The sequence below is a fragment of the Nocardia sp. NPDC059236 genome, assembly GCF_042754085.1.
Taxonomy (GTDB): domain Bacteria; phylum Actinomycetota; class Actinomycetes; order Mycobacteriales; family Mycobacteriaceae; genus Nocardia.
Genome location: NZ_JBHZAF010000016.1, coordinates 171,106 through 183,684, shown reverse-complemented (window position 1 = coordinate 183,684; position 12,579 = coordinate 171,106). Strand labels below are relative to the sequence as shown.

Here is a 12,579-nt window from a genome sequence, read left to right as displayed (position 1 = left end):
GGACGCCGATGGAACCGGAAGCCTTGCGGCGCAGGGCCCGATTGAGTCAATCGGGCGCCGAACACGAGCAGTCCCGGATCGCGGGGCGCGGACTCGACCCGGATTACATCCGGCAGCTGGAGCATTTCCCCCAGTTCTCGCACGCGCAGATCCACGCCCGCGTCCAGGCCATGAACCCCGGCGACATGCACGCCGCCGCCCAGATCTGGGTGAGCATCGCCGACAGCATGTTCGGCGCCCTGAGCACCCTGCACGCCACCGTCCAGACCACCCTCGCCGCCGCCATGTCCGGCCACCTCGCCGACGCCGCCGAGACCGCCGCCCGCCAATTCGTCCGCGACGCCACGGATGTCGCCGAAATCGCCCACAGCACCGGCCACCGCGTGATCGCCGCCGCCTACGGCGCCGAAGCCGTCCGGAAAACCGTGCCACCACCCGTACCCGACGCCCCCGCCGACACCAAAGACGAGCAGTACCACCTCGCCCTGGCCGCCCTGGATGCCAACTACGTGCCGATCTACCCACCCGCCGGCACAGCCATCCCCGCCTTCTTCGCACTCAGATCACCCGGCGACACGGCATCCGAAAACCTCGGCAGCACACCCGATTCCGCCCCGGACACAGCCCAGCCCACCACCTCGCTCTCGGATGCCTGGAGCGGCCCGGGTGGCAGTCACGATCCCGGACCTCAGCCTCCCGGCACCACAGCCGTCGCAACCAATCCGGGCGATACCCAACACCTTCCGGGCTCCGGGACAGAAGCCGATGCGCAAGATCCGGCATACCGGAGTCCCGACCGCCGAACCGCCGGCGATCAGCCCTCGACCGCCCCACATCAGACCGATCCCGAAACCGAGCCCGCCACCACCACCCCACCCACTTCCCCGTTCACCCCGACCCCCGGCCACCCGGCCATCCCGCTCTCCCCCGGCCCCACCCCTACTACCCCCGATCCGGGTCGCAGCTTCCCCGGCCCGCCCAGCCCCGAACCCCTCACCCAGCCGAGACAGCCCAACTCCCCCAACCTCACCACCCCGCCCGGCTCAGCACCTTCCGGCATGTTCGCCCCCGCCGGCCGCCCCACCACCGACCCGGATTCATCCCACCGCACCCCGCCCTGGCTCATCCGCGACCGCCAGGACGAACTCCTCGGCACCCCCCTCCCCCACGTCCCACCCACGATCGGCGCCGAATTCCCTGCAGCCCGAAACGATCTCATGCAACCCGACATCGACGGCCCAGGCTGATCCCTCGGCCGAACGATCGCCGCGAGCCAGCGATGGAGCGTTGCCACTGTCGATGTGCGCCTACTGGCGGCGACTGGCTGCAACGTCGAAACAGGCAGAGCGTGAGGAGGATTCGTGCTGCCGGCGGGGCTCCTACTCGCCGCCGAAGACGCGTTCCACGACCGTTTTGGCGCGGCGGGTGACGCGCATGTAGTGGTCGAGGAATTCGCTGCCGTCGTCGTTGGGCCAGCCGGCGACCCGGGCTACGGCGGAGAGGAGGGTGCCGGGGCCGGGGAGTTGGTCGGCGGGTTTGCCGCGGACCAGGACGAGGGCGTTGCGGGCCTTGGTGGCGGTGAGCCAGGCGTCCCGGAGGAGGGCGGCGTCGGCGGAGTCGATCAGCTCGGCGCGCTCGATGGCGTCGAGGGATTCGAGGGTGGAGGTGTTGTGGAGTTCGGGGACCTCGTGGGCGTGCAGGAGCTGCAGGAGCTGAACGGTCCATTCGATGTCGGCGAGGCCGCCACGGCCCAGTTTGGTGTGGGTGGCGGGGTTGGCGCCGCGCGGCAAGCGTTCGGCGTCGACGCGGGCCTTGATGCGGCGGATCTCGCGGACGCCCTCGGGGGACATGCCGCCCTCGGGGTAGCGAATGGGATCCATGGTGCGCAGGAAGCGGATTCCGAGTGCGCGGTCGCCGGCGACCTGGTGGGCGCGCAGCAGGGCCTGCACTTCCCACGGCTGCGCCCACTGCGTGTAGTAGGCGGAGTAGGCGGCGAGCGTGCGGACCAGCGCACCGTTGCGGCCTTCGGGCCGCAGCCCGGCATCGACCTGGAGCGGCGGGTCGGTGCTCGGCGCGCCGAGCAGTCGCTGCACCTGTTCGGCGACACTGATCGCCCATTTCACGGCGACGGTCTCGTCCTCACCGGGCCGCGGATCGCAGACGAACAGCACGTCGGCGTCGGAGCCGTAGCCGAGTTCCATCCCGCCCAGCCGGCCCATGCCGATGACGGCGAAGTCGGCGGGCGCAGGCCTGCCGAGCTCGGCCTCACTGGCCCGGATCACGGCCTGCAGCGCCGCCTCCAGGGTGGCGATCCACACCGAGGACAGCGCCTCGCACACCTGCGGGACGTCGAGCATGCCCAACACGTCCGCCGAGGCCACGCGGGCCAGCTCGTGCCGGCGCAGCGAGCGCGCGGTCGCGACCGCCCGCCTCGGGTCGTCGTAACGCCGTGCGCCGGAAAGGATTCCGCGCGCCACATCCGAGGGCTTGGTGGCCAGCAGCAGCGGCCCGTCCGGCCCGTCGGCGTACATGCGAATGGTCTCGGGCGCATTGATCAGCAGATCCGGCAGGTACGCCGAGGACCCGAGCACGATCATCAGCCGCTGCGCGATGGCGCCCTCGTCGCGCAGTTCGCGCAGGAACCAGATCTCGTTGTCGAGCCCCTCCGACACCCGCCGGTAGGCCAGCAGGCCCGCGTCGGGATTCGGTGTCTCACCGAGCCATTCGAGCAGGGTCGGCAGCAGCAGCGCCTGGATCCGCCCCTTGCGCCCGATCTCCCCGGTCAGCGCCTTCAGATGCCCGAGCGCGTTCTCCGGCGCCACATAGCCCAGCGCGGCGAGCTGCCGCACCGCCGCCTCGGGGCTGAGTCGCAGACTGTCGGCGTCCAGGCGCGCAACCGATTCCAGCAGCGGCCGGTAGAACAGTTTGGCGTGCAGCCGCCGCACCCGCACCGCATTGCGCTTGATCTCGCTGGTGAGCACCCCGACCGCGTCCTGCCGCCCGTCGGGCCGCATGTGCGCGGCGCGGGCCAGCCAGCGGATGCCCTCCTCGTCCTCGGGGGCGGGCAGGGTGTGGGTGCGCTTGAGTCGCTGCAGCTGCAGGCGGTGTTCGAGCAGCCGCAGGAATTCGTAGGAGGCGGCGAGGTTGGCGGCGTCGTCGCGGCCCACGTAGCCGCCCGCGGCCAGTGCGGTCAGCGCCTCCACCGTGCCCTGCACGTGCAGCGATTCGTCGGCCTTGCCGTGCACCAATTGCAGTAGCTGGACAGCGAATTCGACGTCGCGCAGACTGCCGTGCCCCAGTTTCAGTTCGCGTTCGCGCAGGTCCGCGGGCACCAGGTCCTCGACGCGCCGCCGCATGGCCTGCACGTCCGCCACGAAGTCCGGTCGCTCGGAGGCCGCCCACACCATGGGCATCAGCGCGTCGCGGTAGGCGGCGCCGAGTGCGAGATCGCCGGTGGCGGGCCGCATCTTGAGCAGCGCCTGGAATTCCCAGGTGCGCGCCCACCGCTTGTAGTAGGCGATATGCGAGTCCAGGGTCCGCACCAGCGCGCCGGCCTTGCCCTCCGGCCGCAGCGCCGCGTCGATCTCGAAGAAGGCCGCGCTGCCCACGCTCATCATCTCGGCGGCGAGCCGGGTGGCGGAGGTGTCGGCCGGTTCGGCGACGAAGATGACGTCCACATCGGAGACGTAATTCAGTTCCCGCGCACCGCATTTGCCCATGGCGATCACGGCCAGCCGGACCGGCGTCTCCCGGTCGGGGCACACCCGGGCGATCGCCACCGACAGCGCCGCGGTGAGCGCCGCATCGGCCAGATCGGTGAGGTGCCGGCCGACCTGCTGGTACGGCAGCACCGGTTCGTTCTCCACGGTGGCGGCCAGGTCGATGGCGGCCAGCAGCATGAGCTGATCGCGATACCGCTTGCGCAGCAAGGCGATCGCCTCCGGCCCGGCCACGCCCGCCCGGTGCATCATGGGCCCGGCGTTCTCCCCGGTCTCCGGGGTGGCGCGCACGGCGTCCAGCAGATCCGCGAGCAGCTCCGCACGATCGGGCAGCGTCTTCCGCTTCAGCAGCTGCCAGGAGCCCGGATCCGCCACCAGATGATCGGCGAAGGCGCTCGACGAGCCGATCAGGGCCAGCAGCCGCCCGCGCAGCGCGGGGTCCCGGCGCAGCTCGTAATCCAAAGCGGCCCAGTCGCTCCCGAGTTGCTCGCGCAGCCGGATGAGCGTCAGCAGCGCCAGATCGGCGTCGGGGGACCGCGACAGCGCCCACAGCAGTGGCACGCTGTCCACGTTGTCCCACGCCAACTCTCGCAGAGAGTTGGCGGCCGACGGCTCGAGCAGACCGAGCCGTCCGACACCGGGTACAGCGGAGCGAGCAGTCGGTGGCCGAACCATGCCCTTCAAATTACATGTCACGTTGATCGGACGTGCCGCCCATCCCTCTCAAACGGGACATCGTTGCCCGCTCGCAGCCGGTTCGACTCCTGAATGCACCCGCCCCGGTCCCGAAAATCCCGAGAGCACTCCACCCACAGTTCGCGGCCCGCCTCGGCCTGGACTGACGGAGCGGAGGAGGGAAGGCCGAGGTTCCGGCTCCATAGACCTACGCCTCGGCCGCGAACCGCCCGCAGCGAAGCGGAGGGCAAAATGTCACAGCCCCAGGTATTCCTTCAGCTCGTACGGCGTCACCTGGGCGCGGTAGCCCGCCCACTCGCGGCGCTTGTTGCGCAGGAAGAAGTCGAAGACGTGCTCGCCCAGCGTCTCGGCGACCAGCTCGGACTTCTCCATGGCCTTGAGCGCCTCGTCCAGCGACGCCGGCAGTTCGCGGAAGCCCATCGCCCGACGCTCGGCGCTGGTCAGCGACCACACGTCGTCCTCGGCCTCCGGCGGCAGCGTGTAGCCCTTCTCGATGCCGCGCAGCCCCGCGGCCAGCAGCACCGCGAAGGCCAGGTACGGGTTGCAGGCGCTGTCAGGGCTGCGGATCTCGACGCGGCGCGAGGCCGACTTGTTCGGCGTGTACATCGGAACCCGCACCAGCGCAGAGCGATTCGACCGGCCCCAGGAGGCGGCCGTCGGCGCCTCGCCGCCGTGGATCAGGCGCTTGTAGGAGTTCACCCACTGGTTGGTGACCGCGGAGATCTCGTGCGCGTGCTCGAGAATGCCCGCGATGAACGCGCGCGCGGTCTCCGACAGGTTGTCCGGGTCGTCCGGGTCGGCGAAGGCGTTCTGCTCACCCTCGAACAGCGACATGTGGGTGTGCATGGCCGAACCCGGGTGGTCGGCGAACGGCTTGGGCATGAAGCTCGCCCGCACGCCCTCGTCGATGGCCACTTCCTTGATCAGGTAGCGGAAGGTCATGACGTTGTCGGCCATGGACAGCGCGTCCGCGTAGCGCAGGTCGATCTCCTGCTGGCCCGGCGCGCCCTCGTGGTGGCTGAATTCCACGGAGATGCCCATGGATTCCAGCGAGTCGATGGCGTGGCGGCGGAAGTTCGGGGCCTCGTCGTGCACGGCCTGGTCGAAGAAGCCGCCATTGTCGGCCGGAACGGGCGGGGTGCCGTCGTGCGGGTTCGGCTTCAACAGGAAGAACTCGATCTCGGGGTGCACGTAGCAGCTGAAGCCCAGGTCGGCGGCCTTGTTCAGCTGGCGGCGCAGCACGTGCCGGGGATCGGCCCAGGACGGCGAACCGTCCGGCATGGCGATATCGCAGAACATGCGCGCCGAGTGCTGGTGCCCCTTCGACGTGGACCACGGCAGCACCTGGAAGGTGGACGGATCCGGCTTGGCCACCATGTCGGCCTCGGAGACCCGGGCAAACCCCTCGATGGCCGAACCGTCGAAGCCGATGCCCTCCTCGAAAGCGCCCTCCAGTTCGGCGGGCGCGATCGCGACAGACTTGAGATATCCCAGGACATCGGTGAACCACAGTCGCACGAATCGGATATCCCGTTCTTCGAGCGTCCGGAGCACGAATTCCTTCTGACGGTCCATGACCGCGAGCGTAGGGTCCTGGAGTTAAATCCGTGTTACATGAACGTCAGGAGGCGCGGCGAGTCGTGCCCACTCAACACGTGAGGCCCGCCGCAGGCTCTTTCAGATCAACGAGATACGAAATCACCGGGTCGTCGACGCACTGAACTCCGGAGAGCGACACGGTGTGTCGGGTGCCCTTGTAGGTGATCAGCGACGCGCCGAGCTGCTGCGCCAGGTTGACGCCGGCCTGGTACGGGGTGGCCGGGTCCTCGGTCGTGGAGATCACCACGGTCTTCGGCAGTCCCTGGATCGAAAGCTTGTGCGGCGCGCTGGTATTCGGGACGGGCCAGATGGCGCACAGTTCCAGCGGCGCGGCATTGCTGCCGTGGCCGTCGTCGAGGAAGGGGGCGACGCGGCGGTAGTCGGCGTCCTGCTTGGCTGCGACGGATCGGTCGGTAATGGCCGGGTCGTCGACGCAGCGAATGGCATTGAACGCGTCGGAACTGTTGTCGTAGGTGCCGTCGTCGTGGCGGCCGTCGTACATGTCGGCGAGGGCGAGCAGCGTGTCGCCGCTGCCCTGGGCCAGTTCACGCAGGCCCTTGGTGAGGGCGGGCCACAGGCGGTTGGAGTAGAGGGTCTGCTGCACACCGGTGATGGCGTCGCCGTAGTGCAGACCGCGCGGGTCCTGGGTGGGAACCGGCTTGTCCCACAGCGGATCCACCAGCGAGCGGAACTTCTTGGTGGCCTGCCCCGGGTCATCGCCGAGCGGGCAGTTGGTCTTCTCCTTGGCCGCGCAGTCCACGGCGTAGGCGTCGAAGGCCTTCTGGAAGCTGGCGGCCTGCGCCACCGACTCCTTGACCGGATCCTGCTCGGGGTCCAGCGCGCCGTCGAGCACCAGCGCGCGCACGTGGTCGGGGAACTTCTCGGCGTAGGCGTAACCGAGGCGGGTGCCGTAGGAGTAGCCCAGGTAGGTCAGCTTCTGATCACCCAGCGCCGCCCGGATCACGTCCATGTCCTGCACGACCTCCCGGGTGCCGACGTGGGCCAGGAAGTCCTTGCCGGTGCGCTCGACGCACTTGCCGGCGAAGTCCTTGTTCTCGGTCTCCGCGGCCGCGATGCCCGCGGGTGAGTTGTCCTTGTTGGGCTCGGCGCGCTGGGCGTCGTCCTCGGCCGCGGTCATGCACTTGATGGAGGGCTGCGACGCGCCGATGCCACGCGGATCGAAGCCGATCCGGTCGAACCGTTCGGCCAGCTGGGTGCTGTCACCGAGGGTGACCATGTTCAGTCCGGTCACGCCGGGACCGCCGGGGTTGAGCAGCAGCGAGCCGATCTTGTTGCCGGTGGCCCGGACCCGCGAGATCGCGATCTTGGCGGTCGCACCGTTGGGATTGGCGTAGTCGACCGGCACCGTGACCCGCGTGCACTCGGAGTTCTTGGGCATCTCGTCTTCGCTGTAATCGGCACAGCTACCCCAGGTCAGGGTCTGGTTGTAGAAGGAATCCATCCCCACCGGTGTGCTCGAGGTGGGCTTGCCGTCCACCACGCTGGTGCACGCAGCCGCGGTCATCGCCAACGCCGTCACCAGGAGCACGACCCGGCCGGTTCGCATCAACGCCATCCCACGATCGTGCCATCCCGCCGAAATCACCCTCGCACCCCTCGTCCGGTCCATATATCTCTCCGTTTACATTCCGACCGCCACCGTTGTTCACATTGCGGCCGTCGCCGCTGTGTACATCGCGTTCGCCACCGCTGTGCGAAACGTCACGCATGGCACGGATTCGGCAACGGTAGAGGTTCGGAGCCGAAACCACCGAGTACGTGGGCGTTCACACGGTAAGTCCCCAGTCCGCTCTCAGAAACGGCATGCTTAATGGGAGGTGACCTGGGGGCTCTACTGATGAGGGATGCCATGACCGTGCAACCACATTCGCCGAATCGGTCCGCCGCGGCCGGATCCGGTTCATCGCGTTCACGCACCATCCGGGCCGCGGCCGCCGCGACAGTGGCGCTGGCCGCCGCCCTGGGCCTGGTGGCCTGCGGGCCGTCGACGCTGCCGGGGAATCCGATCGCACATACGCCGGGTGGCGTCCCCCAGAGCCAGCCGATCGACTTCACCACGCCCCCGGCCGATCTCGACTCCGCCGTGCAGGGCGTGGTGCCGGGCATCGTGGACGTGAACACCGAGCTCGGGCTGCAGAACGGTGAGGGCGCTGGCACCGGCATCGTGCTCAGCTCGGACGGCTACGTGCTCACCAACAACCACGTGGTCGAGGGCGCGACCAAGATCTCGGTCACCGATCTGGGCAATGACCGGACCTACGACGCCACCGTGGTCGGCTTCGACCGCAGTGAGGACATGGCGGTCATCAAACTGACCGGTGCGTCCGGTCTGCAGACCGCGCCGCTCGGCGACTCGGACAAGGTGGCGGTCGGCGACACGGTGGCCGGCGTCGGCAATGCGGGTGGACGCGGCACGCCCACCGCGGCCGCGGGCAAGGTGACCGCGCTGGACCGGGCCATCACCGCCAGCGACGACTCCACCGGCAGCTCCGAGCAGCTGACCGGGCTCATCCAGGTCGCCGCCAATATCGAACCCGGGGATTCGGGCGGCCCGCTGGTCGACGCGGCCGGACAGGTCATCGGCATGGACACCGCCGCCTCCAAGGGCTTCCGTTTCAGCATCGGCGGTGGTGAGGGCTTCGCGATCCCGATCAACAAGGCGCTGTCGGTGGCCAAGCAGATCGAGGCCGGCCAGGCCTCGGACCGGGTGCACATCGGCGACACCGCGTTCATCGGCGTCTCGGTCAGCTCGGTCTCCGGCGGCGCGGAGATCCGGGGCGTGGTCCAGGGCGGCCCGGCGGACCAGCTCGGTCTCGAGGCCCGCGACGTCATCACCGGCGTCGACGACCACGCGGTCACCTCGGCCAACGACCTCACCTCGACCATGGATCAGCACCACCCGGGCGACACCGTCGCCCTGAAGTGGACCGACCAGACCGGCCAGTCGCGGTCGGCCCAGGTCCAATTGGGTAAGGGCCCGATCGGCTAGCGAGTAGCGGGAGAAGAGGCGAGGGGCGCCCCCTCGCCTCTTTTTCTGCGCGCTGTCTCTTTATCTGCGCGTGGTGTGAGGAATTGCATCCATGCCGGGAGCGGCCGGAATGGCAGACTGACATTCGTCAGAACAACCCGGGGACCCGATCATGGGCCTCGAGGAACGACGAAAGGGACGATGATGTCCGTATCCGATGCGGAAACCCCTGTGTACGGGTCTGCGGCGCCGAAGACTCCCAAGCGCGGGGAGGCGGAGCGCCGGCGGAAGACGCGAGTGCAGCACCTGCAGCAGATGAAGCAGGCCGGTGAGCGCTGGTCCATGCTCACCGCATACGACTACTCCACCGCCCGGCTCTTCGAAGAGGCCGAGATTCCGGTCCTGCTGGTCGGCGATTCGGCCGCCAATGTGGTGTACGGCTACGACACCACGGTCGCGATCACCGTCGACGAGCTCATCCCGCTGGTCCGCGGCGTGGTGCGCGGTGCGCCGCACGCGCTGGTGGTGGCGGATCTGCCGTTCGGCAGCTACGAGTCCTCCCCCGAGCAGGCCCTGGCCACGGCCGTCCGCTTCATGAAGGAGGGCGGCGCGCACGCGGTGAAGCTGGAGGGCGGTGAGCGGGTGGCCGACACCATCCACAAGCTGACCGCCGCCGGTATTCCGGTGATGGCCCACATCGGGTTCACCCCGCAGAGCGTCAACACCCTCGGCGGGTTCCGGGTACAGGGCCGCGGCGACGGGGCCGAGCAGCTGGTCGCCGACGCCATCGCCGTGCAGGAGGCCGGGGCCTTCTCGGTGGTCATGGAGATGGTGCCCGCCGAACTGGCCGGACAGGTCACCCGCAAGCTGACCATTCCGACCGTCGGCATCGGCGCCGGTGCGGAATGCGATGCGCAGGTGCTGGTCTGGCAGGACATGGTCGGCTACACCGGCGGCAAGACCGCCAAGTTCGTCAAGCAGTTCGCGGATGTGGGCGGTCAATTGCGTACCGCCGCAGCCACTTACGCCGACGAGGTGCGGCGCGGCGTGTTCCCGGGTCCGGAGCACAGCTACTGAGCCGCCCGGCCGCGCAGTGATCGAGAACGCCCCCGCGAGGATCGCGGGGGCGCTTCTTTCATAGCAGTCGGCTATTGGAATCTATTCGCCGCCGATCATCTCGGTCCACTGCGAACTTTTGGTGGCAGACTCGGAAGCCAACGAGCTGGATCGACCAAAGGGAAGTTCATGGATCGTGGAACGAGTCGCTGGATTCGGCGGGCGCCGCTACTGGTCGCGGCGGTGGCCACCGTCGCATTGACCGCGGCCTGCGGGGGCAACTCCTCGACGGGCTCGACGCAGCCGCAGGGCTCCTCCTCGCCGCTCTCCTCGACGCCGGGCAAGCCGACCACCACGGGCGGACCGACCACGTCGGCGGGCAGTGGCTCGGGGCTGACCGTCTCCGATGAGGCGGCCAAGCAGCTGTGCGACCTGATTCGGCCGCAGCTGTCGGACTGGCGGGTGCAGACCCCGACCATGGACAAGATCTCGCTGAACGCGACGGTGATCCAGTGGGCGACCCAGAACGGCTTCCTGCTGCAGTTGCCGAGCAATCGGGGCCTGGTCGACCAGGTCACCACCAAGGCCTGTCCGGATGTGCGCGATCAGGCCCTCTCCGCGATCGAGATCCCGGATCTGGCCTCGGGCCTGGCGGCCGGCTGATGCGCACGCTCTACCCGCCGATCGAGCCCTATGAGCAGGGCATGCTGGACGTCGGCGACGGCCAGCGGCTCTACTACGAGGTGAGCGGGAACCCGGACGGCAAGCCGGCGGTCTTCCTGCACGGCGGCCCCGGCGGCGGCACGTCGCCGTATCACCGGCAGTTCTTCGATCCCGAGGCGTACCGCATCGTCCTGTTCGATCAGCGGGGTTGCGGCCGGTCCACGCCGCACATCGCGGACGGGGCGAGCCTCGAGCACAACACCACCGGGCATCTGGTCGCCGATATCGAAAGGCTGCGAACGCATCTCGGCGTCGAGCAGTGGCTGGTGTTCGGCGGCTCCTGGGGTTCGACGCTGGCGCTGAGCTATGCGCAGGCCCATCCGGACCGGGTCACCGAACTGGTGCTGCGCGGGATATTCCTGTTGCGGCGCAAGGAAATCGATTGGTACTACAATGGCTCCGCGGGGTACGTGTACCCCGATGAGTGGGAGAAGTTCCTGGCGCCGGTGCCGGAAGCCGAACGCGGGCAGGACCTGATCGAGGTCTACCACCGCCTGCTGCACTCCCCCGATGCCGCTCTTGCCACCGACGCGGCCGTCGCGTGGTCCACCTGGGAGGGTGCCACGAGTTCCCTGCTGCCCCAACCGGAACGGGTCGCCGAAACCGCCGACCCGCGCTTCGCGCTGGCCTTCGCGCGCATCGAGAACCACTATTTCGTCAATCACGGCTTCCTCGACGAGGGGCAGCTGCTGCGCGACATCGGGCGCATCGCCCACATTCCCGGCGTCATCGTGCAGGGCCGCCACGACGTGGTGTGCCCGGCCACCAGCGCCTGGGATCTCCATCGGGCCTGGCCCGGTTCGGAATTGCACCTGGTGCCCGACGCCGGCCACGCCGCTCTCGAACCTGGCATCACCCACCATCTGGTGGAGGCCACGGACAAATACAGGATGTAGATGAGTACCACAGCCGGTCCCGCGTTGGTCGACGCCGTAGCCGCCGATGTGGACCGGCTGTGTACCGCCGAACCCGATGTGCGCCAGGACCTTCCGGATTCGGTGCACAAGATGCGGGTGGCCACCCGGCGACTGCGCAGTGTCCTCAAGTCCTACCGCCGGGTGCTGCGGCGCAAGCCGGTCGGTGAGATCACCGACGAATTGCGCTGGCTGGCCGGACTGCTCGGGGTGGCGCGCGACGCCGAGGTGCGGGCCGAACGCTTCGCCGCGCTGCTCAGCGACACGGGGGTGCCGTTCGACGAGCAGACCGTGCCGCTGGGTGAGAAATCCTCTCCCCGAAAGGATTTCGGCCAGCGGCTGGTCGACGAGGAGCGCCGGTTCTACGCCGCGGCGCACCGGGCGGCGGTCGACGCCTTCGACAGCCGCCGCTACCGCAGCCTGGTGAAGCGCCTGCACCGGCTGATCGCCGACCCGCCGCTGCGCGCCTCGCACGCCGACGAGCCGGCCCAACCGGTCTTCACCGGCGTGCTGCGCCACGACTTCCGGGAACTGCGCCGCCTGGTGCGCACGGAGGCCGGCCTGTCCGGGGAGGAACGTGTCGAGCGTCTGCACGATATCCGCAAGGCCGCCAAGCGATTGCGCTACTCGGCCGAGGCCGCCACCGAGGTGCTCGGCAAGCCCGCCGAGGAGCTCGGCAGGAAGGCCAAACGCCTGCAGGGTGTGCTCGGCGATCACCGGGACGCCGTGGAGGCCCTGGAGACTCTGCGCACCCACGCCTCCGAGGCCGGCGAGTCCGGCTACCAGCGGCTCTGCGATGCCGAGGAGGCGGCGGCCGCCAAGGCGCTCGAGGAGTACCCGGACGCGATCGAGTTCCTGCGCGAACAGCCGCTCGGTTGACCAG

General features: G+C 69.1%; 9 protein-coding genes. 6 read left to right on the top strand and 3 right to left on the bottom strand.

All coding sequences use genetic code 11. The features are described 5' to 3' along the window. Window positions 1–8 precede the first annotated feature (8 nt). Complete coding sequence (locus ACFXIV_RS34280) at window positions 9–1,247, top strand: hypothetical protein (RefSeq protein ID WP_379399842.1); 1,239 nt, start codon at window positions 9–11, stop codon at window positions 1,245–1,247. 132 nt (window positions 1,248–1,379) lie between these two features. Here ACFXIV_RS34280 and ACFXIV_RS34275 read toward each other — a convergent pair whose 3' ends face one another. The 3 genes from ACFXIV_RS34275 to ACFXIV_RS34265 form a co-directional block, all read right to left on the bottom strand. Then, window positions 1,380–4,394 carry a bifunctional [glutamine synthetase] adenylyltransferase/[glutamine synthetase]-adenylyl-L-tyrosine phosphorylase gene (locus tag ACFXIV_RS34275; RefSeq protein WP_379399843.1) on the bottom strand — a complete coding sequence of 1,005 codons (3,015 nt, stop codon included), beginning with the start codon at window positions 4,392–4,394 and terminating at the stop codon, window positions 1,380–1,382. Window positions 4,395–4,649: 255 nt separating this feature from the next. Further along, window positions 4,650–5,990: a type I glutamate--ammonia ligase gene (glnA, locus tag ACFXIV_RS34270; RefSeq protein WP_379399844.1), complete on the bottom strand. Its 1,341-nt coding sequence runs from the start codon at window positions 5,988–5,990 to the stop codon at window positions 4,650–4,652. Between the two features lie 73 nt (window positions 5,991–6,063). Continuing rightward, window positions 6,064–7,590, bottom strand: coding sequence for an alpha/beta hydrolase (locus tag ACFXIV_RS34265; RefSeq protein ID WP_379399845.1), 1,527 nt, complete (start codon window positions 7,588–7,590; stop codon window positions 6,064–6,066). 294 nt (window positions 7,591–7,884) lie between these two features. On the opposite strand from ACFXIV_RS34265, the gene ACFXIV_RS34260 reads away from it, so the two are divergent. The 5 genes from ACFXIV_RS34260 to ACFXIV_RS34240 all read left to right on the top strand — a co-directional run bounded on the left by ACFXIV_RS34260 (window position 7,885) and on the right by ACFXIV_RS34240 (window position 12,575). Beyond that, on the top strand, window positions 7,885–9,024 hold the full coding sequence (locus tag ACFXIV_RS34260) for a S1C family serine protease (RefSeq protein ID WP_379399846.1): 1,140 nt from the start codon (window positions 7,885–7,887) through the stop codon (window positions 9,022–9,024). A 183-nt stretch (window positions 9,025–9,207) separates the two neighbouring features. Next, window positions 9,208–10,080, top strand: coding sequence for a 3-methyl-2-oxobutanoate hydroxymethyltransferase (gene panB / locus ACFXIV_RS34255; RefSeq protein WP_379399847.1), 873 nt, complete (start codon window positions 9,208–9,210; stop codon window positions 10,078–10,080). A gap of 168 nt (window positions 10,081–10,248) precedes the next feature. Then, window positions 10,249–10,722, top strand: a complete 474-nt coding sequence (locus ACFXIV_RS34250; RefSeq protein WP_379399848.1) for a hypothetical protein — start codon at window positions 10,249–10,251, stop codon at window positions 10,720–10,722. Further along, entirely contained in the window at window positions 10,722–11,678 is a 957-nt protein-coding gene (gene pip / locus ACFXIV_RS34245; protein WP_379399849.1) for a prolyl aminopeptidase, read from the top strand. The genes ACFXIV_RS34250 and pip overlap by 1 nt, the downstream gene beginning before the upstream one ends. After that, complete coding sequence (locus ACFXIV_RS34240) at window positions 11,679–12,575, top strand: CHAD domain-containing protein (RefSeq protein WP_379399850.1); 897 nt, start codon at window positions 11,679–11,681, stop codon at window positions 12,573–12,575. Window positions 12,576–12,579 lie beyond the last annotated feature (4 nt).

Coding starts and splice junctions, on each gene's coding strand:
- ACFXIV_RS34265 (WP_379399845.1), bottom strand. CDS start 7,590: ATGGCGTTGATGCGAACCGGCCGGGTCGTGCTCCTGGTGACGGCGTTG.
- ACFXIV_RS34240 (WP_379399850.1), top strand. CDS start 11,679: ATGAGTACCACAGCCGGTCCCGCGTTGGTCGACGCCGTAGCCGCCGAT.
- glnA (WP_379399844.1), bottom strand. CDS start 5,990: ATGGACCGTCAGAAGGAATTCGTGCTCCGGACGCTCGAAGAACGGGAT.
- ACFXIV_RS34260 (WP_379399846.1), top strand. CDS start 7,885: ATGACCGTGCAACCACATTCGCCGAATCGGTCCGCCGCGGCCGGATCC.
- ACFXIV_RS34250 (WP_379399848.1), top strand. CDS start 10,249: ATGGATCGTGGAACGAGTCGCTGGATTCGGCGGGCGCCGCTACTGGTC.
- ACFXIV_RS34280 (WP_379399842.1), top strand. CDS start 9: ATGGAACCGGAAGCCTTGCGGCGCAGGGCCCGATTGAGTCAATCGGGC.
- pip (WP_379399849.1), top strand. CDS start 10,722: ATGCGCACGCTCTACCCGCCGATCGAGCCCTATGAGCAGGGCATGCTG.
- ACFXIV_RS34275 (WP_379399843.1), bottom strand. CDS start 4,394: ATGGTTCGGCCACCGACTGCTCGCTCCGCTGTACCCGGTGTCGGACGG.
- panB (WP_379399847.1), top strand. CDS start 9,208: ATGTCCGTATCCGATGCGGAAACCCCTGTGTACGGGTCTGCGGCGCCG.